At 69.3% G+C, this 21702-nt stretch carries 20 protein-coding genes; 14 read left to right on the forward strand and 6 right to left on the reverse strand.

Going from position 1 to position 21702, the window contains the following annotated elements:
• Positions 1 to 35 precede the first annotated feature (35 nt).
• From ACSQ9I_RS13175 to ACSQ9I_RS13195, 5 genes are read left to right on the forward strand one after another with little or no spacing between them, the layout of a single operon-like run.
• Complete coding sequence (locus ACSQ9I_RS13175) at positions 36 to 995, forward strand: FecCD family ABC transporter permease (RefSeq protein ID WP_436315750.1); 960 nt, start codon at positions 36 to 38, stop codon at positions 993 to 995.
• Positions 995 to 1783, forward strand: coding sequence for an ABC transporter ATP-binding protein (locus ACSQ9I_RS13180; protein WP_093109212.1), 789 nt, complete (start codon positions 995 to 997; stop codon positions 1781 to 1783). Before ACSQ9I_RS13175 ends, ACSQ9I_RS13180 begins: the two co-directional genes overlap by 1 nt.
• A gap of 20 nt (positions 1784 to 1803) precedes the next feature.
• Positions 1804 to 2373: a cob(I)yrinic acid a,c-diamide adenosyltransferase gene (gene cobO, locus ACSQ9I_RS13185; protein WP_093109213.1), complete on the forward strand. Its 570-nt coding sequence runs from the start codon at positions 1804 to 1806 to the stop codon at positions 2371 to 2373.
• A gap of 9 nt (positions 2374 to 2382) precedes the next feature.
• Positions 2383 to 3339, forward strand: coding sequence for an adenosylcobinamide-phosphate synthase CbiB (gene cbiB / locus ACSQ9I_RS13190; RefSeq protein ID WP_436315751.1), 957 nt, complete (start codon positions 2383 to 2385; stop codon positions 3337 to 3339).
• Positions 3336 to 4331, forward strand: coding sequence for an aminotransferase class I/II-fold pyridoxal phosphate-dependent enzyme (locus tag ACSQ9I_RS13195; protein ID WP_436313449.1), 996 nt, complete (start codon positions 3336 to 3338; stop codon positions 4329 to 4331). Before cbiB ends, ACSQ9I_RS13195 begins: the two co-directional genes overlap by 4 nt.
• A gap of 3 nt (positions 4332 to 4334) precedes the next feature.
• Here the strand turns inward: ACSQ9I_RS13195 and ACSQ9I_RS13200 are convergent, their stop codons facing one another.
• Complete coding sequence (locus ACSQ9I_RS13200) at positions 4335 to 5249, reverse strand: LysR family transcriptional regulator (RefSeq protein ID WP_436303837.1); 915 nt, start codon at positions 5247 to 5249, stop codon at positions 4335 to 4337.
• A 168-nt stretch (positions 5250 to 5417) separates the two neighbouring features.
• Here ACSQ9I_RS13200 and ACSQ9I_RS13205 point away from each other — a divergent pair, with 168 nt between their 5' ends.
• The 4 genes from ACSQ9I_RS13205 to ACSQ9I_RS13220 all read left to right on the forward strand — a co-directional run bounded on the left by ACSQ9I_RS13205 (position 5418) and on the right by ACSQ9I_RS13220 (position 12494).
• On the forward strand, positions 5418 to 6290 hold the full coding sequence (locus ACSQ9I_RS13205) for an alpha/beta hydrolase fold domain-containing protein (protein WP_436292532.1): 873 nt from the start codon (positions 5418 to 5420) through the stop codon (positions 6288 to 6290).
• A gap of 141 nt (positions 6291 to 6431) precedes the next feature.
• The gene (locus ACSQ9I_RS13210) at positions 6432 to 7670 is read left to right on the forward strand and encodes an efflux RND transporter periplasmic adaptor subunit (RefSeq protein WP_093109218.1); all 1239 of its coding nucleotides are present in this window, start codon (positions 6432 to 6434) and stop codon (positions 7668 to 7670) included.
• Between the two features lie 27 nt (positions 7671 to 7697).
• Entirely contained in the window at positions 7698 to 10967 is a 3270-nt protein-coding gene (locus tag ACSQ9I_RS13215) for an efflux RND transporter permease subunit (protein ID WP_093109219.1), read from the forward strand.
• A 42-nt stretch (positions 10968 to 11009) separates the two neighbouring features.
• On the forward strand, positions 11010 to 12494 hold the full coding sequence (locus tag ACSQ9I_RS13220; protein WP_436303839.1) for an efflux transporter outer membrane subunit: 1485 nt from the start codon (positions 11010 to 11012) through the stop codon (positions 12492 to 12494).
• Between the two features lie 2 nt (positions 12495 to 12496).
• Here the strand turns inward: ACSQ9I_RS13220 and ACSQ9I_RS13225 are convergent, their stop codons facing one another.
• A complete protein-coding gene (locus tag ACSQ9I_RS13225) occupies positions 12497 to 12730 on the reverse strand; it encodes a hypothetical protein (protein WP_093109221.1) in 234 nt (77 codons plus the stop codon).
• 144 nt (positions 12731 to 12874) lie between these two features.
• On the opposite strand from ACSQ9I_RS13225, the gene ACSQ9I_RS13230 reads away from it, so the two are divergent.
• The 4 genes from ACSQ9I_RS13230 to ACSQ9I_RS13245 are packed head-to-tail and all read left to right on the forward strand — an operon-like array spanning position 12875 to position 16726.
• Positions 12875 to 14347: a cobyric acid synthase gene (locus tag ACSQ9I_RS13230; protein WP_436313450.1), complete on the forward strand. Its 1473-nt coding sequence runs from the start codon at positions 12875 to 12877 to the stop codon at positions 14345 to 14347.
• Positions 14344 to 15387, forward strand: coding sequence for a nicotinate-nucleotide--dimethylbenzimidazole phosphoribosyltransferase (cobT, locus tag ACSQ9I_RS13235; RefSeq protein ID WP_436303841.1), 1044 nt, complete (start codon positions 14344 to 14346; stop codon positions 15385 to 15387). The genes ACSQ9I_RS13230 and cobT overlap by 4 nt, the downstream gene beginning before the upstream one ends.
• On the forward strand, positions 15384 to 16178 hold the full coding sequence (locus tag ACSQ9I_RS13240; RefSeq protein ID WP_436313451.1) for an adenosylcobinamide-GDP ribazoletransferase: 795 nt from the start codon (positions 15384 to 15386) through the stop codon (positions 16176 to 16178). Before cobT ends, ACSQ9I_RS13240 begins: the two co-directional genes overlap by 4 nt.
• A complete protein-coding gene (locus ACSQ9I_RS13245) occupies positions 16175 to 16726 on the forward strand; it encodes a histidine phosphatase family protein (protein WP_436313452.1) in 552 nt (183 codons plus the stop codon). Before ACSQ9I_RS13240 ends, ACSQ9I_RS13245 begins: the two co-directional genes overlap by 4 nt.
• Here ACSQ9I_RS13245 and nth read toward each other — a convergent pair whose 3' ends face one another.
• Positions 16727 to 17365 (reverse strand): endonuclease III, encoded by a 639-nt coding sequence (nth, locus tag ACSQ9I_RS13250; protein WP_436303844.1) that lies wholly within the window; start codon positions 17363 to 17365, stop codon positions 16727 to 16729. It lies immediately after the preceding gene.
• Positions 17366 to 17440: 75 nt separating this feature from the next.
• On the opposite strand from nth, the gene ACSQ9I_RS13255 reads away from it, so the two are divergent.
• Positions 17441 to 18628, forward strand: coding sequence for a PLP-dependent aminotransferase family protein (locus ACSQ9I_RS13255; RefSeq protein ID WP_436313453.1), 1188 nt, complete (start codon positions 17441 to 17443; stop codon positions 18626 to 18628).
• Between the two features lie 4 nt (positions 18629 to 18632).
• Here ACSQ9I_RS13255 and ACSQ9I_RS13260 read toward each other — a convergent pair whose 3' ends face one another.
• The 3 genes from ACSQ9I_RS13260 to ACSQ9I_RS13270 are packed head-to-tail and all read right to left on the reverse strand — an operon-like array spanning position 18633 to position 21683.
• Positions 18633 to 19697, reverse strand: a complete 1065-nt coding sequence (locus ACSQ9I_RS13260; protein WP_436313454.1) for an Ldh family oxidoreductase — start codon at positions 19695 to 19697, stop codon at positions 18633 to 18635.
• Positions 19698 to 19702: 5 nt separating this feature from the next.
• A complete protein-coding gene (locus ACSQ9I_RS13265; RefSeq protein ID WP_436315752.1) occupies positions 19703 to 21208 on the reverse strand; it encodes a tripartite tricarboxylate transporter permease in 1506 nt (501 codons plus the stop codon).
• A gap of 7 nt (positions 21209 to 21215) precedes the next feature.
• Positions 21216 to 21683, reverse strand: coding sequence for a tripartite tricarboxylate transporter TctB family protein (locus tag ACSQ9I_RS13270; RefSeq protein ID WP_436292538.1), 468 nt, complete (start codon positions 21681 to 21683; stop codon positions 21216 to 21218).
• Positions 21684 to 21702: the final 19 nt, after the last annotated feature.

Raw genomic sequence — 21702 nt, forward strand, 5'->3', positions numbered from 1 at the left:
AGCATCGCCGCGCCCTCTCGCTCGGCATCGGGCTGATGGTGCTGAGCGCCGCGCTGATCGTGCTGGGCGCAGGCATCGGCAGCACCGGCTTCGAGAGCGTGTTCGCGGCGCACCGCGATCCGGTCGCGCTGCAGATCGTGTGGGACATCCGCCTGCCGCGCACGCTGGGCGCCTGGCTCGCCGGCGCGCTGCTCGGCCTCGCGGGTGCGGTGGCGCAGGGCCTGTTTCGCAATCCCCTGGCCGACCCTTATCTGCTGGGCAGTGCTTCGGGCGCCTCGCTCGGCATGGCCGTGGCGCTGTCGCTGTTCGGCGTCTCGGCGGCCAGCACGCAATGGGTGGTGCGCCTGGGCCTGACCGGCGCGGCCTTTCTGGGGGCCGTGCTGGCGGTGCTGCTCACCCTGATGCTGGCGCGCGGCGTGCAGCAGACGCTCCGGCTGCTGCTGGCTGGCGTGATCGTCGGCGTGGTGCTCGGCGCCGCCAAGGACCTGATCACCATCGCTTCGGCCGACATCCTGCAGGCGATCCAGGGTTTCATGCTCGGCAGCACGGGCCTGGTCGGCTGGAGCGCCTGCGGCGTGATGGGCGCGCTCGGCCTCGTCTGCCTGCTGCTGGGCTGGGCGCTGGCGCCGGTGCTCGACGGGCTGGCGCTCGGCGAGGCCACGGCCAGCAGCCTGGGCTTGCCGCTGGGCGCGATGCGCGCCGCGCTGGTTGCGGTGCTCGCGCTTGCCACCGGCACCGCGGTGGCGCAGACCGGGCTCATCGCTTTCGTCGGCCTGGCGGCGCCGCACCTGGTGCGCTCGGCCGTGAAGACCACGCATGCGCGCCTGATCGTGCTGTCGACCGCGATGGGCGGCCTGCTGCTGATGGCGGCCGACCAGCTGGCGCGCTGGCTGATCGCGCCGCAGGAGCTGCCGGTCGGCGTGCTGACCGCAGTGCTCGGAGGCAGCTATCTGCTGTGGCTCATGCATCGGCGCAGCGCGCGGGGAGGCTTCTGATGGAGCGGGTGGTCGCGCGCGGCATCGCGCTCGAGGCAAGGCAGGTCAGCGCGACGCTGGGCCAGACCGAGGTGCTGCATGGCATCGATCTCGCGCTCGCGGCCGGCCGCTGGACCAGCATCGTCGGTCCCAATGGCGCGGGCAAGTCCACCTTGCTCAAGGTGCTGGCCGGCCTGCTGGCCCATCGCGGCGAGGTGCGGCTGTTCGGGCAGCCGCTCGATGCCATCTCCGGCCGTGCGCGCGCGCGGCGGCTGTCGTGGCTCGGCCAGGGCGGCGCGGGCGAAGGCTCTGCCGACGACCTGATGGTCTACGACGTCGCCATGCTCGGGCGCCTGCCGCACCAGCGCTGGCTCGCCGCGCCCAGCGATGCCGATCGCGCGGCCGTCGAGCGCGCGCTGCGCAGCACCCAGGCCTGGGAGTGGGGCGGGCGGCCGCTCGGCCAGCTGTCGGGCGGCGAACGCCAGCGCGTGCTGCTGGCGCGTGCGCTGGCCGTCGAAGCCGAACTGCTGCTGATGGACGAACCGCTCGCCAACCTCGATCCGCCGCACCAGGCCGACTGGATGGCGAGCGCCCGTGCGCTGGTGGCCGAAGGCAGGACGGTGGTCAGCGTGCTGCACGAACTCAATGCCGCGCTGGCGGCCGATGCGATGGTGGTGATGGCCAAGGGCCGCGTGCTGCACCATGGCCGCTGCGACGATGCAGCGACGCACCAGGCGCTCGAAGCGGTGTTCGACGGCCGCGTCACCGTGCATCGCGTGGCCAACCAGTGGCTGGCCGTACCGCACTGAACACTCAACCGGGAACTCCCATGCAGATTGAAACCCCACCCAGCGACAAGCCCTACGAGAAGCCCGAGGGCGAGCGCCGCGGCCTCGTGATCGTCAACACCGGCGACGGCAAGGGCAAGAGCACCGCGGCCTTCGGTCTCGCGCTGCGCGCGCACGGCCGCGGCAAGGCCGTGAAGATCTTCCAGTTCATGAAGGTGCCGAGCGCGCGCTTCGGCGAGCACCGGATGTTCGAGCAGATCGGCATCCCGATCGAAGGGCTGGGCGACGGCTTCAGCTGGAAGAGCCAGGATCTCGAACGCTCGGCGCAGCTTGCGCGCGACGGCTGGGAGAAGGCGAGGGCGGCGATCCTCTCGGGCGAGCATTTCCTCGTGGTGCTCGACGAGATCACCTATCCGCTGATCTACGGCTGGCTGCCGCTCGAAGGCGTGCTGGAGACGCTGCGCACGCGGCCGCGCGAAGTCCACGTGGTGCTGACCGGGCGCCGCTGCCCGCCCGAGATTGTCGAGTTGGCCGATACGGTGACCGAGATGCAGATGGTCAAGCATGCGTTCAAGGCCGGTATTCCGGCGCAACGAGGCATCGAGGACTAGAGCTTGACGATGGTGGCCGCGCTTTGGGTCGCGCTCGCCATCGATCGATGGTTGGGCGAACCGGCCGCGCGCTGGCATCCCGTGGTCTGGATCGGCCGCTACCTGGGCTGGGCGGGGCGGCGCATCGCACCGCCGGCCGAAGCGGCGCGCTCACCGGATCTCGCGCGCTTCGCCGCGGGAGCGCTCGCTTGGTGGGCCGGCGCTGCCACGGTCCTGCTGGCCGCGTGGGCGGTCGCGGTCGCCGCCGCGCGCCTCCCGGGCTGGGCGGAGGTACTGTTTCTGGGCCTGGCGCTCAAGCCGCTGTTCGCCTGGCGCATGCTGCGCGACGAGGTCCTGGCCGTCGAAGCGGCGCTGGCCGGCTCGCTCGATGCCGGCCGCGACCGACTGGCGCATTTGGTCAGCCGCGATGTTCATGCGCTGAACGAAGCCGAGGTGCGCGAGAGCGCGATTGAATCGTTGGCCGAGAACCTCAACGACTCGGTGGTCGCGCCGGTGTTCTGGTTCGTGCTCTTAGGCCTGCCCGGGGCCGCGCTCTATCGTTTCGCCAACACCGCCGATGCGATGTGGGGCTATCGCGGCGTGCGCCAAGGCCGCGTCTGGGAATGGGCCGGCAAGTGGGCCGCGCGCGCCGACGATGTGCTGTCGTGGCTGCCTGCGCGCTTCACCGCCTTTCTGCTCCTCTCGTCTTGCTCCCTCTCCCGCGAGCGGGAGAGGGCTGGGGTGAGGGCTCTGCCCGCCATCGCCCGCGAAGCCCGCCATACCCCATCCCCCAACAGCGGCTGGCCCATGGCCGCGATGGCGCTCTGCCTCGGCGTACGGCTCGCCAAGCCCGGCGTCTACACCTTGAACGAAGCGGGACGCGCGGCCAGCGCGGCGGACACGCAACGCGCCGCATCGTTGGCGGCCAGGGTCGTCGTGCTGCTGGCCCTTGTCGCATCGGCATCGATCCTCGGGCTGGCTGTATGACTTCCTTCGACGAACCTCTGCACGGCGGCCCGGACGCCCGCGGCGCGGCGCCGCACGATTTCTCCACCAACGCCAATGCCTGCGGCCCTTGTCCATCGGCGCTGGCCGCGCTGCAGAAAGCGGACGCCCGCCGCTATCCCGATCCGCGCTACACCGCGCTGTGTGAAGGGCTCGCCCGCTTCCATGGCGTTGACGCCGAGCGCATCGTGATCGCCGCGAGCGCGAGCGAATTCATCGGGCGCATCACGGCCGCGGTGGCGCAGCAAGGCGGCCGCGGCGTCTGGATGCCGCCGCACAGCTATGGCGATTACCAGCGGACCGCCGGCGCGTGGGGCTTCGAGCCCGCGCCGGCAGCCGGTGCCGACCTGGCCTGGTGCTGCGATCCGTCCAGCCCATTCGGCCAAGCCCAGAACGGCTTGCAGGCCCTGACCGATTCGCCGCTGCCCTTGAAAGGCACCTGCGTGCTCGACCTCGCCTATGAGCCCTTGCGGCTCGAAGGCAGCCTGGGGCTGAGCCCGGCGCAGAAGGATCGCGTCTGGCAACTGTGGACGCCGAACAAGGCGCTGGGCCTCACCGGCATCCGCGCCGCCTACGCGATCGCGCCCCGGGATGCGGGCGCGATGATCGCGCGCCTCGGCCGCCTCGCGCCATCCTGGCCGCTGGGAGCGCACGGTGTCGCGTTGCTCACCGCCTGGACCGGCGCCGAAGCGCAGGACTGGCTCCGGCACAGCCTGGACACATTGCGCGCGTGGAAACGCGAGCAAGAGGCCCTGTGCGCCGCGCTGGGCTGGACCTGCCTGCCAAGCGTCGCCAACTATTTCTGCGCGCGGCCGGATGTGCCTTATGCGCCGCGTGCCGCAGCGCTCCGTGATGCAGGCATCCAGCTGCGCGACACCCGCTCCTTCGGCCTGCCGGACCACGTGCGGCTCGGCGTGCTGCCGCCGGCCAGCCAGTCGGCGCTGCAACGCGCATGGCCGGCGGCGCGACCCTGAGGCTCAGCGCCGCTGCAGCCGCGGATTCTTCTGGAACAGATCGGCCGCCCAGTCGACGAAGACCCGCACCTTGGCGCTCAGGTGGCGGTTCGGCGGATAGACCACGTGCACCGGCAGCGGCGGCCGCGTCCAGTCCGGCAGGATCTCGATCAGCTCGCCGTTGGCCAGGTGGGATTCCGTCATGAAGGTGATGCACTGCGAGATGCCGAAGCCGCCGAGCACCGCCGCCAGGTGGGCGTTGCTTTCGTTGACCGAGACCCGGTAGGGACCCGACATCTCGATGTGCTCGTCGCCCTTGTGGAACTCGTGCGGGTAGACGCGGCGCGTGCCGCCGGCGAAAAAGCTCACGAGATGATGGCGCTTCTCGATGTCCGTCGGATGCTGCGGCACACCGTAGCGCTTGAGGTAGGCCGGCGAGGCCACGGTCACGAATTCCAGCGTGCCGATGCGCCGCGCCACCAGGGACTGGTCGGTCAGGTCGCCGGCCCGGATCACGCAGTCCACGTTGTCGCTGATCAGGTCGACCGGGCGGTCGCTCACGCCCAGGTCGACCTGGATGTCGGGATAGCGGTCGCAGAAGCTCGCCAGCGCCGGCAGGATGATCATCCGCGCCGTCGAAGTGCCCACGTCGATGCGCAGCCGCCCGGTCGGGTTGGCCTGCGCATTGGTCATGCTGGCCTCGATCTCGTCGAAGTCGTTCAGGAGGCGCGCGGTGCGCTCGAAGTAGGCCGCGCCGTCGGGCGTGACCGTCACCCGGCGCGTGGTGCGGTTGAGCAGTTTCACGTGCAGGCGCGATTCCAGCGCCTGGATCTGCTTGGTGACCGTGCCCTTGGGCAGGCCAAGGGAGTCTGCTGCTCTTGTGAAGGTGCCGGCTTCTACGACGCGGACAAAGATCCGCATGGCCTGGATCTGGTCCATTTATGCTGCTCCTGGAAAACCCGGTGTTTCCACCGGGGTGCGGATTCTCACATGCCGCTTCTTAGCTGATTGTTAGCCAATTGGAAACAGAGTAGGGGCCAACAGCTCGTTGCAGCAGCCAATCCGGCTCGTAATATTCAACCCATCGTCCACTCACCGAGGCCGCTCATGTCATCCCGTCCCACTCCGCGTTCTGCTGAAGCCGCCAAGGCCCCGGCGGGAGCCGTTGTGCAAGGCGCCGAAACCGACATCAGCATCCCGCTACCCGGCCGCGCGCCGGTCGAGGCGCGCCTCTATGGCCAACGGGCCAAGGGTGCGGCGGTGCCGCTGGTGCTGCACTTCCATGGCGGCACTTTCATCAGCGGCGATCTGGACTTCGGCCGCAACGTGGCCCGCCTGCTGGCCGGCGCCGGTGCGGTGGTGGTCTCGCTGGCCTATCCGCTGGCACCTTTCCCCGAACCCATCGAGGTCGGCTTCGCGGCGCTGGAGTGGCTCTACAAGCAGCGCGTCAAGCTGGCAGGCAAGGGCGCCCGCGTCTACCTGGCCGGCGAGGAAGCCGGTGGCAACGTGGCGGCCGCGGTGGCGCTGATGGCGCGGGATCGCGCGCATCCGCCGCTGGCGGGCCAGATCCTGCTGTCGCCGATGCTGGACCCCTGCGCCGGTACGCAATCGCTGCGCAAGGCGACGAGCGACGCCGTGAAGTGCCGTTGGGCGACCGGCTGGCAGGAGTACCTGAGCCGCCCGATGAACGCGACGCACCCCTATGCGGTGCCGGGCGCCTCGCTGCGGCTGGCCGAATTGGCGCCCACGCTGGTGCTGGTCGGCGAGGACGATGCGATGCGCGACGAAGCCCTGCGCTTCGCGCAGCGGCTGCAGGATGCGGGCATTTCGGTGACCCGGGGCGTGCTGCCCTCGGCCGCGAAGTGTCCGGACGAGTTGTACGACCCCGCCTATGGCGATTGCGCGTGTCCGGAGACAGTCGGTGAGCACATGCGCGCATTTTTCGCTGCCACGGCGCCGCCGGTGCCTCCCCCGGTCTAGGCCCAGCCGGCCACGCCGGTAACCCGTTTTTCGAATCTCCTCGGTCCGCAGGCCTTGCCGGCGGTGCCGGATATCGCCCTCCTGTGTCACGACGCCGGTTGGGCCGTTGCATTCCCAAAGTCATTCAAAAGGACGTTCATCATGCAAAGCAAGCTGTCTAACCAGAACCGCCGCCGCCTCTGGCCCGCCGTGACCGGCATCACCGCAGCGGTCGCGATCGCCTGCGCCGCGCTCGGCTTGCCGAGCTTCAAGGCCGAGGCCAACAATGCGCCCGCGGCCGACGCCCCGCGCGCCACGCCGGTGTCGGTGGCCACGGTGGCCGCGACCGACGTCAACACCTGGGACGAGTTCTCGGGCCGGCTCGAGGCGGTCGAGCGGGTCGACGTGCGCTCCCGCGTGGCCGGCGCCGTGCAGGCGGCCCATTTCCGCGAAGGCTCGCTGGTCAAGCAGGGCGACCTGCTGATCACGATCGACCCCGCGCCCTATGCGGCCGAAGTGGAGCGCGCCGAAGCGCAGGTGGCCTCGGCCCAGGCGCGCGTGTCCTTCACGCGCAGCGAGCAGGAGCGCGCACGCCGCCTGTGGGAAGAGAAGGCCATTGCCCAGCGCGAGCTCGACGAGCGCGTCAACGCCGGCCGCGAGGCCGAGGCCAACCTGCGCGCGGCGCAGGCTTCGCTGCAAAGCGCACGCCTGAACCTGGGCTACACCCAGGTGCGCGCGCCGGTGGCCGGGCGCATCGGCAAGATCGAAGTGACGGTGGGCAACCTGGTCGCGGCCGGCCCCGGCGCGCCGGTGCTCACCACGCTGGTGTCGGTGAGCCCGATCTACGCGAGCTTCGATGCCGACGAGCAGGTCGTGGTCAAGGCGCTGAAGGATCTGCCCGGCGGCGCCAGTGCGCGCAACAAGATCGAAGGCATCCCGGTGCAGATGGGCACCGCCGGCCTCGAAGGCACCCCCTACGAAGGCAAGCTGCAGCTGATCGACAACCAGGTCGACGCCAGGAGCGGCACGGTGCGCGTGCGTGCCGCCTTCGACAACAAGGACGGTGCACTGATCCCCGGTCAGTTCGCCCGCATCCGCATGGGCCAGGCCCGCAGCGAGAGCGCGGTGCTGGTCAACGAACGCGCGGTCGGCACCGACCAGAACAAGAAGTTCGTGATGGTCGTCGACGCCGACAACAAGACCGTGTACCGCGAAGTCACGCTGGGCGCATCGGTCAACGGCCTGCGTGTCGTCACCAAGGGCCTGAAGGCCGGCGAACGCGTCGTGGTCAACGGCTTGCAGCACGTGCGCCCCGGCGCGCTGGTGGCACCGCAGGCAGTCACCATGGACGCCAAGGCCGAGGTGCAGCCGCAGCGCGTGGCGGCTGCCGCGAAGTCCTGAGCACAGGGCGCTCTCTAGAGAATCATCATGAATCTATCCAAGTTCTTCATCGACCGGCCGATCTTCGCGGGGGTGCTGTCGCTCCTGATGCTGATCGCCGGCCTGATCGCGCTGCGCGGGCTGCCGATCTCCGAGTACCCCGAGGTCGCACCGCCCTCGGTGGTGGTGCGCGCCCAGTACCCGGGCGCCAATCCGAAGGTGATCGCCGAGACGGTGGCGACGCCGATCGAGGAGCAGATCAACGGCGTCGAGGGCATGCTCTACATGGGCAGCCAGGCGACCACCGACGGCGTGATGACGCTGACCGTCACCTTCAAGCTCGGCACCGACCCCGACAAGGCGCAGCAACTGGTGCAGAACCGCGTCTCGCAGGCCGAGCCGCGGCTGCCCGAGGAAGTGCGCCGTCTCGGCGTGACCACGGTCAAGAGCGCGCCCGACCTCACGATGGTGGTGCACCTGGTGTCGCCCAACGACCGCTATGACATGACCTACCTGCGCAACTACGCGGTGCTCAACGTCAAGGACCGGCTGGCGCGCATCGAGGGCGTGGGCCAGGTGCAGATCTTCGGCGGCGGCGACTACTCGATGCGCGTCTGGCTTGACCCGCAGAAGGTCGCGCAGCGCGGCCTCTCCGCCAGCGACGTGGTGGCTGCGATCCGCGGCCAGAACATCCAGGCGGCGGCCGGCGTGGTCGGCGCATCGCCTGGCCTGCCGGGCGTGGACATGCAGTTGTCCATCAACGCCCAGGGGCGACTGCAGAGCGAAGAGGAGTTCGGCGACATCATCGTCAAGAGCGGCGCCGACGGTGCCGTGACCCGGCTGCGCGACATCGGCCGGCTCGAACTCGGCGCGGCCGACTATTCGCTGCGCTCGCTGCTCAACAACGACGCGGCGGTCGGCATGGGCGTGTTCCAGGCGCCGGGCTCCAACGCGCTCGACATCTCTTCCAACGTCCGCAAGACGATGGCAGAGATCAACAAGACCATGCCCGAGGGCGTGGAATACCGCATCGCCTACGACCCGACGCAGTTCGTGCGCGCCTCCATCGAATCGGTGGTGCACACGCTGCTCGAAGCCATCGCGCTGGTGGTGCTGGTGGTGATCCTGTTCCTGCAGACCTGGCGCGCCTCCATCATTCCGCTGCTCGCGGTGCCGGTGTCGGTGATCGGCACCTTCGCCGTGCTGCATGTGCTGGGCTTCTCGATCAACGCGCTGTCGCTCTTCGGGCTGGTGCTGGCGATCGGCATCGTGGTCGACGACGCGATCGTGGTGGTCGAGAACGTGGAGCGCAACATCGAGGCCGGGCTCACGCCGCGCGAGGCGACGTATCGAGCCATGCGCGAGGTGTCCGGGCCGATCATCGCGATCGCGCTGGTGCTGGTGGCCGTGTTCGTGCCGCTGGCCTTCATCAGCGGCCTCACCGGGCAGTTCTATCGCCAGTTCGCGGTGACCATCGCGATCTCGACCGTGATCTCCGCGATCAACTCGCTGACGCTGTCGCCGGCGCTCGCCGCGCTGCTGCTGCGCGGGCACGACCAGCCCAAGGACGCGCTGACGCGCGGCATGGACCGGGTCTTCGGCTGGCTGTTCCGCGGCTTCAACCGCTTCTTCCACCGCGGCGCGGAAGCCTACAGCGGCGGCGTCAAGAACGTCATCTCGCGCAAGACGCTGATGCTGGTGATCTACCTCGCGCTCGTCGGCGTGACCTTCGGCCTCTTCAAGGCGGTGCCGAGCGGCTTCGTGCCGGCGCAGGACAAGCAGTACCTGATCGGCTTCGCGCAGCTGCCCGACGGCGCCACGCTGGACCGCACCGAAGAAGTGATCCATCGCATGGGCGAGATCACCAAGAAGAACCCGAACGTCGAAGACGCGATCGCGTTCCCCGGCCTGTCGATCAACGGCTTCACCAACAGTTCGAACTCGGGCATCGTGTTCGCGACGCTCAAGCCCTTTGCCGAGCGCCAGCGCGCCGACCAGAGCGGCGGCGCGGTGGCGGGCCAGCTCAACCAGCAGTTCGCAGGCATCCAGGACGCCTTCATCGTGATGTTCCCGCCGCCGCCGGTGGCGGGCCTGGGCACCACGGGCGGCTTCAAGCTGCAGCTGGAGGATCGCGGCTCGGTCGGCTACGAGCAGATGGACGCGGCGGTGAAGGCCTTCATGACGAAGGCGCGTCAGGCGCCCGAGCTCACCGGCATGTTCACCAGCTGGCAGGTCAACGTGCCGCAGCTCTATGCCGACATCGACCGCACCAAGGCGCGCCAGCTCGGCGTGCCGGTGACGGACATCTTTGACACCATGCAGATCTACCTCGGCAGCCTGTACGCGAACGACTTCAACAAGTTCGGCCGCACGTACTCGGTGCGGGTGCAGGCCGATGCGCCGTACCGCGCACGTGCCGAAGACGTGGGCCTGCTGAAGGTGCGCTCGAACTCGGGCGAGATGGTGCCGCTCTCGGCGCTGATGAAGGTGAATTCCAGCTTTGGACCGGAACGCGCGATGCGCTACAACGGCTATCTCTCGGCCGACATCAACGGCGGCCCGGCGCCCGGCTTCTCCTCGGGCCAGGCGCAGGACGTGATCGAACGCATCGCGGCCGAGACGCTGCCCAAGGGCGTCAGCTACGAGTGGACCGAGCTGACCTACCAGGAAATCCTGGCAGGCAATTCGGCGGTGCTGGTGTTCCCGCTCGCCATCCTGCTGGTGTTCCTGGTGCTGGCCGCGCAGTATGAAAGCCTCACGCTGCCGCTGTCGATCATCCTGATCGTGCCGATGGGCCTGCTCGCGGCGATGACCGGCGTATGGATCTCGGGGGGTGACAACAACGTCTTCACGCAGATCGGGCTGATCGTGCTGGTGGGCTTGAGTGCGAAGAACGCGATCCTGATCGTGGAGTTCGCGCGCGAGCTCGAGTTCGCCGGCCGCACTCCGCTCCAGGCCGCGATCGAAGCCAGCCGGCTGCGCCTGCGCCCGATCCTGATGACCTCGCTGGCCTTCGTGATGGGTGTGCTGCCGCTGGTGCTGGCGACCGGCGCCGGTTCGGAGATGCGCTCGGCCATGGGCGTGGCGGTGTTCGCCGGAATGATCGGTGTGACCGCCTTCGGCCTGTTCCTGACGCCGGTGTTCTACGTCGTGCTGCGTCGCCTGACGGGCAACAGGCCGCTCAAGCTGCATGGCGAGGTGCCGCATCTGGACGACAGCTTCGTCTCGGCCGACCACCCGGCGGCGGCACCGCATGCGGCGGGCGGCGGCGGGGGCCTGCAGCCTGCACCGGCTTCGCCGCTCAAGTTGCATGAATAAACGGGATCAAGGCCCTCACGGCCTCCTTCAAGAAAGTCGATCATGAAATCCGATTCGAAACTCTTCCGCCCCTGGCGCGCCGCGCTGCTGCCGCTGGTCGCCGCGCTGGTCCTGGTCGGCTGCGCGACCGCGCCGGCGGAGCTGCCGGCCTTCAACACGCCGGCCCAGTTCAAGGAGCAGGCCGCGCCGCAGGCCGAGGGCACGTGGACGCGCGCGCAGCCGGCCGAGTCGCAGCCGCGCGGCGAATGGTGGCGCGCCTTCAACGACCCGGTGCTCGACAAGCTCGTCGAGCGGGCCGCTGCCAACAACACCAGCATCCAGTCCGCCGCCGCGCGCCTGGCCGAGGCGCGCGCCGTGCTGCGCAGCACCGATGCCGACCGCGCACCGCAGATCGGTTTGGGCGCGGGTGCCAGCCGGCAGGCCGGCCTGGATCGCAACCAGAGCAACAGGCCCTCCACGCTGATCACGGCCGGCGTCGATTTCTCCTACGAGATCGATCTCTTCGGCCGCCTCTCGCGTGCCAGCGACGCGGCGCGGCTCGATGCCGAATCGCGCGAAGGCCTGCTGCAAAGCACGCGCCTGCTGGTCCAGGCCGAGACGGCCCAGACCTACCTCTCGCTGCGCGCGCTCGATGCCGAGCGCGCGCTGGTGCGCGAAACCGTCGGCGCCTACCGCGACACCCTGCGGCTGGTTCAGCGCCGCAACCAGGCCGGCGATCTCGCCGAACTCGACGTGGTGCGTGTCGAAACCGAAGTGGCAGCCACCGAATCCGAAGCGCTGACGCTGGACCGGCGCCGCGCGGAACTGGAGCATGCGCTGGCGGTGCTGACCGGCGAGACGGCGTCGAGCTTCGCGCTGGAGACGCAGGACTGGTCGACCGCCTTGCCCACCATTCCGGCCGGCGTGCCGGCGACGGTGCTGACGCGCCGGCCCGACATCTCGGCCGCGCAGAAGGCCGTGTTCGCTGCACAGTCCCGCGTCGGCGTCGCGCAGACCGCGTGGTTCCCGAGCATTTCGCTCACGGGCGGCGGCGGCTACGCCTCCTCGGACGTCAGCGACCTGTTCAAGTGGTCGGCGCGGTCCTGGGGCATCGGGGCATTGCTTTCGCTGCCCTTGTTTGACGGTGGACGCCGCGAAGCCGGCGTGCAGAGCGCGAACGCACAGCTGGACGGCGCGCTCGCCAACTACCGCGCGCAGGTGCTGGGTGCCTTCAAGGACGTGGAGGACCAGCTCTCGTCGCTGCGCATCCTCGAGCAGCAGTCGGGCGTGCAGGGAAGGGCGGTCGCTTCGGCGAGCCGGGCCACCACGCTGTCCGATTCACGCTACCGCAACGGGCTGGTCAGCCAGCTCGACCTGCTCGATGCGCGCCGCCAGGAACTGCAGAACCGCCGCCAGGCGCTGCAGGTGCGCTCGGCGCAGTACCAGGCCACGGTCGGGTTGGTGCGTGCGCTGGGCGGCAGCTGGGAAACGCCGCAGACCACGGGCGCTGCGACGCCGGAAGCACCGGCGCAAATTGCGACGCGCTGAGTCTAGGAGCCGGCGTCCGGTGCGGACGCCGGCTGCGCATCGGCCAGCCGGCGCAGCGCGGTGGCCCCCAGCGCCAATGCGCTCGAATAGCTTGCTTGCGGCGTCGCGGCCGACTTGAAGTGCCGATAGTGCAGCGCGTCGCCCGTGTCGTTGTCAAAAGCTTCGATCAGCACCCAGAAGAATTTTCCTTTCTCGCGCTCCTCCACCGTGAGCGCCATGTCGCGTATCGCGGGCATCAATCCACTCCCTCATTTGTTGATGGGAGGAGGCTACGGAGCAAACGAGGTGTTTGACGCAGGCACGTCCGAATGCAATGCGCCGAAGCGTGAAAGACTTCGCGAGCGGTCCGTATGGCTTGGGCCGTAGCGGACAATCCACAGATGATTACAAGTGTGGGACGAAGCGGCCAAGCCCGCTGCGTCATGGTCCTCGGCACCACCAGCGGTGCCGGCAAGAGCTGGCTGGCGACCGCGCTGTGCCGCTGGTATGCGCGCCAAGGCCTCGAGGTGGCGCCGTTCAAGGCGCAGAACATGAGCAATAACGCACGTGTGGTCGCCGGCGGCGAGATCGGCAGTGCGCAATATTTCCAGGCACTGGCGGCGCGCGCCGAGCCCGATGTGCGCATGAACCCGCTGCTGCTCAAGCCCGAGCGCGACACGCACAGCCAGGTGGTGCTGATGGGCCGCGTGAGTGCCGAGCTGTCGTTGCTGCCCTGGCGCGGGCGCAGCGAACGCGTCTGGCCGCAGATCGCACACGCGCTCGACGAACTGCGGGCCGAGAACGAGGTGGTGGTGATCGAAGGCGCCGGTTCGCCGGCCGAGATCAACCTGATGGCGAGCGACATCGTCAACCTGCGCGTGGCGCGGCATGCCGATGCGCGCTGCCTGCTGGTGACCGACATCGACCGTGGCGGCGCCTTCGCCCATCTCTACGGCACCTGGGCGCTGATGCCGGAGGCCGACAGGGCCTTGATCAAGGGCTTCGTGCTCAACAAGTTCCGCGGCGATGCGACGCTGCTCGCGCCCGCGCCGCAGCAGCTCGAAGAGCTCACCGGCATACAGACCGTGGCGACCTTGCCGATGTGGTGGCAGCATGGCCTGCCCGAGGAGGACGGCGTTTTTGACGACCGCAGCACGGCCAGCGGCGAAGTCACGCGCACCATCGCCGTCATCGCCTATCCGCGCATCAGCAACCTCGACGAATTCCAGCCGCTGAAGAACATCGCCGGCGTGCGACTGCGCTGGGCGCGCAGCCCGGCCGACGTGGCCGGCGCCGACTGGATCGTGCTGCCCGGCTCCAAGAACACCAGCGGCGACCTGGCCTGGCTGCGGGCGCAGGGCCTGGACCGCGCGGTGGCTGCGCATGCAGGACGTGGCGGCGCGGTGCTCGGCATCTGCGGCGGGCTGCAGATGCTGGGCGAGGCGCTGATCGATCCGCATGGCGTCGACGGCAATGGCCCCGGCCTCGGCCTGCTGCCGCTGGTCACCGTGTTCGCGGCCGACAAGACCGTGCAACCGCGCGAGGCCCGCTTTGCCGAACTGACCGGCCCCTGGGCCGCGCTCTCCGATGTCGCGGTGCGTGGCTACGAAATCCATCATGGCCAAACCGCGCCCCATGCCGCGATGGCTGCCGCCGGCGATCACGCGATGCCAGTGATGCCCGACGAGCTGGCCTGGCAGAACGCTGCCGGCAACGTGCTCGGGCTCTACCTGCACGGCCTGTTCGAAGACCCGGCCGCGCTGCATGCGCTCTTCGGCGCGACCGCGCGCACGCTGGACAGCGTGTTCGACGGACTGGCCGACCACATCGATTCCCACTTTGAAGCGGGCGTGCTGCGCTCCCTGATCGAATGACGCTTGAACTCCCCACCGCCCCGAAACTCGACGACGCCGCGCTTGCTGCGCGACTTCAACATCGGATCGACAACAAGACCAAGCCGCTCGGCGCCTTGGGCCGGCTGGAGGCGCTGGCCTTGCGGCTGGGCCTGATCCTCGGCAGCGAATCGCCGGTGCTCCAGGCGCCGCAGATGCTGGTCTGCGCGGGCGACCACGGCTTGGCGGCGCGCGGCGTGTCGGCCTATCCGAGCGACGTGACCTGGCAGATGGTCGAGAACTTCCTGGCCGGCGGCGCGGCGGTCAGCGTGCTCGCGCGCCAGCACGGCCTGGCGCTGACTGTGGTGGATTGCGGTGTGCGGCATGACTTTGCGCCGCGCGCAGGCTTGTCGATCCGCAAGGTCGCACCGGGCACCGCCGATGCATCGACCGGCCCGGCGATGAGCGCAGCGCAGCGCGACGAGGCGATCGCCAATGGCATCGCGCTCGTGCGCGAGCTGCCGGGCAATGCGCTGCTGCTGGGCGAGATGGGCATCGGCAATACCTCGGCTGCATCGCTGCTGCTGGCGCGGCTCACGGGCCTGGACATCGATGCCTGCACCGGCAGCGGCACGGGCCTCGATGCCGACGGCCTGGCGCGCAAGCGCCGGCTGCTGCGCGAAGTGCTCGCGCTGCATGCCGATGCCGGCACGCCGCTGGCCGCGCTCGCGGCCTTCGGTGGCTTCGAGATCGCCACCCTGGTCGGCGCCGTGCTGCAGGCCGCGCACGAACGGCGCGTGATCGTGGTCGACGGCTTCATCGCGAGCACCGCGGTGCTGGTGGCGCAGGCGCTGCAGCCCCACGTCGTGCAGCGCTGCGTGGCGGCGCACGAATCGGCCGAACCGGGTCATCGGCTGCTTTTGAATTCGCTGGGCCTCGAAGCGCTGCTGCGCCTGGACCTGCGCCTCGGCGAAGGCTCCGGCGCCGCGCTCGCCTGGCCCTTGCTCGAATCCGCGTGCCGCATCCTGCGCGACATGGCGAGCTTCGAGTCGGCCGGCGTTTCGCAGCAGGACAAGGGATGAACGGCGTGCGCCACTTCCTGCTGGCCTTGCAGTTCTTCACGCGCGTGCCGGTCACCGGGCGGTTGGCCGGGTGGGTGGGCTTCAGCCCGGCGATGCTGCGCGCGAGCGCCGCGCATTTTCCGGGCGTGGGCTGGCTGGTCGGCGCGGTGGGCGCCGGCGTGTTCCTGCTCGCGCAGGCGGGGCTGCCCGGCGTGGCAGGTGCTGCCGTTGCGGCGCTGCTGTCCACGGCTGCGACGGTATGGATGACCGGCGCCTTTCACGAGGACGGCCTGGCCGACGTGGCCGACGGCCTCGGCGGCTCGGCCGATCGCGCGCGAGCCCTGGAGATCATGAAGGACTCGCGCATCGGCGCCTTCGGTGCCATTGCACTGGTGCTGGCGCTGGGCTTGAAGATCGCGCTGCTCGTCGTGCTGGCGGGGCAGGGCGCGATGGCGGTCGCCACCGCGCTGCTCGGCGCGCATGTGCTGTCGCGGCTGGCGCCGCTGTTCCTGATCCGCGGGCTCCCCTATGTCGGAGACCAAGGCGCGAGCAAGGCCAAGCCGCTGGCCGATGCGATCGGCGGCGGGGCCTTGCTGGTGGGCGTGCTGTATGCGTTGCCGGCTGCAGCACTGCTGCTGCTCGCGCACCCTCCGCTGCAGGGCGTCGCGAGCCTCCTCGCATGCCTGCTCGGCGCGCTGTACATGGCTGCGCTGCTGCGGCGCCGGCTGCAGGGCTTCACCGGCGACGGCCTCGGCGCGACGCAGCAAGTCTGCGAGCTCGCGATCTACCTGGCGCTCGCCTGGCAGGCATGAAGCTCGGGCTCGTGCGCCACGCGCAGACCGACGCCGCGGCCGGCCTGTGCTATGGCCGCACCGACGTGGCGGTGCCGCCCGAAGCGATGCGCACGCTGGCCGAACGCATTGCGCCGCAGCTCGCCGAAGGCATCGACATCGTCTGCTCTCCCTTGCAGCGCTGCGCCGGATTGGCGCAGGCGATTGCCGCGCTTCGACCCGGCCTCGCGCTTCGCACAGATGCGCGCATCGCCGAGATGGACTTCGGTTCGTGGGAAGGCCGCAGCTGGTCGAGCATCGAGCGCGCCGAGTTCGAGGCCTGGACCTGCAGCTTCGCCGATGCGCGCGCGGGCGGCAGCGGCGAAAGCACGCGCGCGTTCATGCAGCGGGTCGGCGAAGCCTTCGACGCCTGGCGCGGCGCCGGCCGCGACGCGCTGTGGATCACGCATGCCGGCGTGATCCGCGCCGTCTGGCTGCTGCGAGAAGGCGTGCGCTGCGCTGAGCGCGCCGACCAGTGGCCCGCGCAGAGCATCGCCTTCGGCGAATACCTGACCGTCGAGCTGCCCTGATCAGGGCGCTGGCGTCTTCGGCTTGTAGTCGCAGTACGGCGCGACCGCGCACTTCCAGCACATCGGCTTGCGCGCCACGCAGACATAGCGTCCATGCAGGATCAGCCAGTGATGCGCATGCAGCCGGAACTCGGCCGGGACCCGCTTCATGAGCTTCTGTTCGACTTCGAGCGGCGTCTTGCCCGGCGCCAGCCCGGTGCGGTTGCCGACGCGAAAGATGTGCGTGTCCACCGCCATCGTCGGCTCGCCGAAGGCCACGTTGAGCACGACGTTGGCGGTCTTGCGGCCCACGCCCGGCAGCGCCTCCAGTTCGGCGCGCGTGCGCGGAACCGCTCCGCCGTGCTGTTCGACCAGCATGCGGCAGGCCTCCATCAGGTGCTTGGCCTTGCTGCGGTAGAGGCCGATGGTCTTAATGTAGCCCTCAAGGCCTTCGATGCCGAGGTCGAGGATCGCCTGCGGCGTGTTCGCGACCGGGAACAGCTTGCGCGTCGCCTTGTTGACGCCGACATCGGTGGCCTGCGCCGACAGCAGCACGGCGGCCAGCAGCTCGAAGGGGGTCGCGTATTCGAGTTCGGTTTCGGGCTCGGGGTTGGCTGCCTGCAGGGTGGCGAAGAAGGGCTCGATCTCGTTTTTTTTCATCGTGGCGGGCAGTGTAGGCCGGGGCCGTTGAACTTGCGACAATGGCGGGCGTCACCTCATCCGCAGAAGGTTCTCATGCAATTCGCCACCCGCCTCGACAACGTCGAAACCTCCGCCATCCGCGAACTCTTCAAGCTCCTGGGCAAGCCCGGCATCATCAGCTTCGCGGGCGGTTTTCCCGACAGCGCGATGTTCGACGTCGAGGGCTTGAAGGAAGCGAGTGCCAGGGCGCTGGCCGAGGAGCCGGGCGGTGCCTTGCAGTACGGCGCGACCGAGGGCTACGAGCCGATGCGCACGCAGTTGAGCGCCTTCATGAAGGGCAAGGGCGTCGAGGTCGCGCCCGAAGGCCTGATCGTGACCACCGGCAGCCAGCAGGCGCTGGACCTGCTCGGCAAGACCCTGATCTCGCCTGGCGACAAGGTGATCGTCGAAGGCCCGACCTTCCTCGCCACCATCCAGTGCTTCCGCCTCTACGGTGCGCAACTGATCAGCGCACCGATCGATGCCGACGGCGTCGACGTCGACAAGCTCGAGCAGCTGATCGCCGAGCACAAGCCCAAGTTCGTCTACCTGATTCCGACCTTCGGCAACCCGAGCGGCGCCATGCTGAGCCTGGCGCGGCGCAAGAAAGTGCTGGAGCTGGCGGTGAAGTACCAGACGCTGATGGTGGAGGACGACCCGTACGGCGACCTGTACTTCGGCAAGGCGCCGCCGCCCTCGATCATGTCGCTCACCAAGGAAGTGCCGGGCAGCCGCGAGCTGGTGGCGCATTGCGGCAGCCTCAGCAAGGTACTGAGCCCGGGCCTGCGCATCGGCTGGATGATCGCGCCGGCGGAGCTGCTCGCGAAGGCCACCATGTGCAAGCAGTTCAGCGATGCGCACACCAGCACCTTCGCGCAGGCGACGGCCGCGCAGTATCTGAAGAGCGGCCGCATGCCGGACACGCTGGCGCACGTGCGCAAGGTCTATGGCGAGCGCGCCCAGGCCATGGGCGCGGCACTGAAACGCGAACTCGGCGACGCGATCGCCTTCGAGCAGCCGGGCGGCGGCCTGTTCTTCTGGGCCCGGCTCACGGGCGCCAACGGCAAGCTGGCCGATGCCAATGTGCTGGCCCAGCGCGCGATCGAGAAGCTGGTGGCCTTCGTGCCGGGCGCGCCGTTCTTTGCCGAGAAGCCCGATGTGGCGACGCTGCGCCTGAGCTTTGCGACTGCCAACGTCGAGAAGATCGAAGAGGGCATCGCGCGCCTCGGCGCCGCGCTCTGAGCCCTCAACGCAGCGCGTCGGCGAGCTTCAGGTCGTAGCGCTGCCCGGCGTCCTCGAGCGAGGGCGCGATCGAAGGGTGCAGTCGAACGCCCTGGTCGAGCTGCTCGGCGCGCCGCTGCAGCCCGCGTTCTCCGGGCACGCGCACCGGCCTGGCAGCATCGATCGGTGCATTGCCGCGGCACTGCATGGCCAAATGGTCCATCTGCCGGAGGAACTCCGCCTTGCCGCCGAAGGCCTGCAGATCGTGCAGCGCGAGGTGCACGGTCGCGCCCCAGCCTTCGCGCGCGTCGGCGCGGCCATGGCCTGCGAGGCCGGCGGTCAGCGCCTCCACCAGCAGCGCCAGCCCATAGCCCTTGTGGCCGTGGCTCAGGCCGCCCACCGGCAGCAGCGTGCCGGGCGGCTGGGCGAACAGCACCGCGGGGTCCCTGCTCGGGCGGCCCTGCGCATCGATCAGCCATTCTTCGTCGAACAGCTCGCCGGCCTTGTGCTTGCGGTTGCTCATGCCGTTGGTGGTGATGGAGGCCGAGATGTCGACCATCACGCCGCCTTCGCTGAGCGGAAAGCCCAGCGCCAGCGGATTGGGCGTGAACACCGCCTGCGTGCCGCCGAAGGGCGCGACGCTGGCGGCGTTCGGGTCGGAGCAGGCGAGCACCAGCAGCATGTCTTCCTCGAGCGCGCGCAGCAGGTAGACCGCCAGGCAGGCGATGTGGTGGCTGCGGCGGATCACGAGCGAGGCGGTGCCCAGCTCGCGGGCGCGCGGCACCAGCAGATCCAGGCCCTGGTGCACCAGCCAGGGGCCGGGCAGGCGCTGGCCGTCCCACAGGACGGCAGCGGGACGGTCTGAAACAACGACCGGTGTGCCATCGCGCGTCATCGTGCCGGCCTCGAGTTCTTTCACATAGCCGGCCAGGAGCGCGAGGCCGTGCGTGTCGTGGCCCAGCAGGTCGCCTTGCACCAGCGTGTCGGCCACCGTATGCGCCATGGCTTCCGCCAGGCCGGCATGCTGCAGCAGTTGCGCGGCGAATCGGGTGAGGGCGGCGGCGTCGTAGCGGATGGATGTGTCGTTCATGGGTTTCAGGTGGCTGCAGCGAGTCGCATCCGATGCCGCTGGCGCCGCCAGGCCATGGCGCCGGAACCAACCCAGACGAAGAGCGTGAAGATCGCGAGGCCGGCGGCGATCGGGCGCTCGACGAAGGGCAGCCAGCTGCCGTCGGACTTGATCATCGAGGTGATGAAGTTTTCTTCGAGCATCTTGCCCAGCAGCATGCCGAGGATGGCGGGCGCGACGGGGAAGCCGTTTTCTTCCAGCAACCAGGCCGCGACGCCGAAGCCCAGCAGGATCCAGAGGTCGAAGAGCGCGTTGTTGATCGCGAAGGAACCCACCAGGCAGAACACCAGGATGATCGGCATCAGCACGTTGCGCGGCAGGCGCAGGATGCGCGCCGAGGCCTTGATGCAGGCCCAGCCCAGCGGCAGCATGAGCAGGTTGGCGAGGATGAAGACAATGAACACCGCATAGACGCTGTGCGGGTTGTTCATGAAGATCATCGGCCCGGGGTTCATGTTCTTCATGTAGAGCACGCCGATCACGATGGCCGTGATCGAATCGCCCGGAATGCCGAACACCAGCGCCGGAACCCAGGCGCCGGCGAGGGCGCTGTTGTTCGCGGCGCCGGCCTCGACCAGCCCTTCGGGATGCCCGGTGCCGAACTTCTCGGGCTCCTTCGAGAGCTTCTTGCTCATCGCGAAGGACATCCAGGCCGCGATGTCGGCGCCGGCGCCGGGCAGGATGCCGACGGCCGTGCCCAGCGCGCTGCCGCGCAGGGTCTGCTTGGCGTACTTCCTCATCAGGCCGCCCATGCCGGCGAAGACCGAGCCGATCTGCTTGGTGAAGCTGCCGATGTGGTCCGTGGTCACTGTGAAACGCAGGATCTCGGAGATGGCGAACATGCCGATCATGGCCGGGATCAGGCTCAGGCCGCCCAGCAGGTCCGCACTGCCGAAAGTGAAGCGCGGATGGCCCGCGGGGTTCTCCAGCCCGACGCAGCCCATCAGCAGGCCGAGAAAGAGCGTGATGAGGCCCTTGAGCGGCGTGTCGCTGGTGATGAAGACCGCGCAGGTCAGGCCCAGCACGACGAGCCAGAAATATTCGAAGGAGCTGAACTTGATCGCGACCTCGGCCAGCGCCGGCGCGGCGACGATCAGCACCGCGGTGCCGAACAGGCCGCCGATGCACGAGAACACCAGGCCGATGCCGAGCGCGGTCTCGCCCTGGCCCTTGCGCGTCATTGCGTAGGACTCGTCGGTGTAGGCGGCCGAGGCCGGCGTGCCCGGAATGCGCAGCAGCGCGCCGGGAATGTCGCCCGCGAAGATCGCCATCGCGGTGGCGGTGACGATCGCCGCGATGGCGGGCACCGGCGGCAGGAAGAAGGTGATGGGCACAAGCAGGGCCGTGGCCATGGTGGCGGTGAGCCCCGGCACGGCGCCGACGAACATGCCGAACAGGCCCGACAGCAGCATCACGACCAGCACGGTCGGCGTGGCGACCATCTGTACGGCGAGCAGAACGGAATCCATCAGTCGCCCCTCACCATGCCCAGCGCTGCAGCAGACCCCAGGGCAAGGGCACCTTGAGCAGCTTGTAGAAACAGGCGTGGATGACCAGCGTCGCGACGATGGCCACGGGTATGGCCATGCGCGGCCGCACGCCGCATGCCCACTGCAGCACGAAGAGCACCAGCACGCTGCACAGCACGAAGCCCAGCTTCTCCGACAGCAGGATGTAGAACACCATGCCGGCGATGGCGAGCACGAAGGCCGCCAGATGGCGCGGGGAACGCATGCCCTCGCCGAGCCGAAGCCACGGCTGGTGCGCTCGCAGGCCTTGCCACATCAGCACCGCCGACGACAGCGCAAGGCCGCAGGCGACGAGTCCCGGAAACACGGCCGGGCCGTAGTTCTGGCCGGAGGCGGGCGGAAAGCCCTGGATGTGCCAGAGCACGGCCAGGGCCAGCGCCAGCAGCACGCCGCCGATCAGGCTGTCATGAATGCGCATCGGACCGGGCCGCGTCTAG

The sequence above is a fragment of the Variovorax sp. LjRoot84 genome (assembly GCF_964254305.1).
Taxonomy (GTDB): domain Bacteria; phylum Pseudomonadota; class Gammaproteobacteria; order Burkholderiales; family Burkholderiaceae_C; genus Variovorax.

Excerpts from the sequence above, each read along its gene's own strand:
- ACSQ9I_RS13175 (WP_436315750.1), top strand. The coding sequence starts at position 36 with ATGGTGCTGAGCGCCGCGCTGATCGTGCTGGGCGCAGGCATCGGCAGC.
- ACSQ9I_RS13180 (WP_093109212.1), top strand. The coding sequence starts at position 995 with ATGGAGCGGGTGGTCGCGCGCGGCATCGCGCTCGAGGCAAGGCAGGTC.
- cobO (WP_093109213.1), top strand. The coding sequence starts at position 1,804 with ATGCAGATTGAAACCCCACCCAGCGACAAGCCCTACGAGAAGCCCGAG.
- cbiB (WP_436315751.1), top strand. The coding sequence starts at position 2,383 with ATGGTGGCCGCGCTTTGGGTCGCGCTCGCCATCGATCGATGGTTGGGC.
- ACSQ9I_RS13195 (WP_436313449.1), top strand. The coding sequence starts at position 3,336 with ATGACTTCCTTCGACGAACCTCTGCACGGCGGCCCGGACGCCCGCGGC.
- ACSQ9I_RS13200 (WP_436303837.1), bottom strand. The coding sequence starts at position 5,249 with ATGGACCAGATCCAGGCCATGCGGATCTTTGTCCGCGTCGTAGAAGCC.
- ACSQ9I_RS13205 (WP_436292532.1), top strand. The coding sequence starts at position 5,418 with ATGTCATCCCGTCCCACTCCGCGTTCTGCTGAAGCCGCCAAGGCCCCG.
- ACSQ9I_RS13210 (WP_093109218.1), top strand. The coding sequence starts at position 6,432 with ATGCAAAGCAAGCTGTCTAACCAGAACCGCCGCCGCCTCTGGCCCGCC.
- ACSQ9I_RS13215 (WP_093109219.1), top strand. The coding sequence starts at position 7,698 with ATGAATCTATCCAAGTTCTTCATCGACCGGCCGATCTTCGCGGGGGTG.
- ACSQ9I_RS13220 (WP_436303839.1), top strand. The coding sequence starts at position 11,010 with ATGAAATCCGATTCGAAACTCTTCCGCCCCTGGCGCGCCGCGCTGCTG.
- ACSQ9I_RS13225 (WP_093109221.1), bottom strand. The coding sequence starts at position 12,730 with ATGCCCGCGATACGCGACATGGCGCTCACGGTGGAGGAGCGCGAGAAA.
- ACSQ9I_RS13230 (WP_436313450.1), top strand. The coding sequence starts at position 12,875 with ATGATTACAAGTGTGGGACGAAGCGGCCAAGCCCGCTGCGTCATGGTC.
- cobT (WP_436303841.1), top strand. The coding sequence starts at position 14,344 with ATGACGCTTGAACTCCCCACCGCCCCGAAACTCGACGACGCCGCGCTT.
- ACSQ9I_RS13240 (WP_436313451.1), top strand. The coding sequence starts at position 15,384 with ATGAACGGCGTGCGCCACTTCCTGCTGGCCTTGCAGTTCTTCACGCGC.
- ACSQ9I_RS13245 (WP_436313452.1), top strand. The coding sequence starts at position 16,175 with ATGAAGCTCGGGCTCGTGCGCCACGCGCAGACCGACGCCGCGGCCGGC.
- nth (WP_436303844.1), bottom strand. The coding sequence starts at position 17,365 with ATGAAAAAAAACGAGATCGAGCCCTTCTTCGCCACCCTGCAGGCAGCC.
- ACSQ9I_RS13255 (WP_436313453.1), top strand. The coding sequence starts at position 17,441 with ATGCAATTCGCCACCCGCCTCGACAACGTCGAAACCTCCGCCATCCGC.
- ACSQ9I_RS13260 (WP_436313454.1), bottom strand. The coding sequence starts at position 19,697 with ATGAACGACACATCCATCCGCTACGACGCCGCCGCCCTCACCCGATTC.
- ACSQ9I_RS13270 (WP_436292538.1), bottom strand. The coding sequence starts at position 21,683 with ATGCGCATTCATGACAGCCTGATCGGCGGCGTGCTGCTGGCGCTGGCC.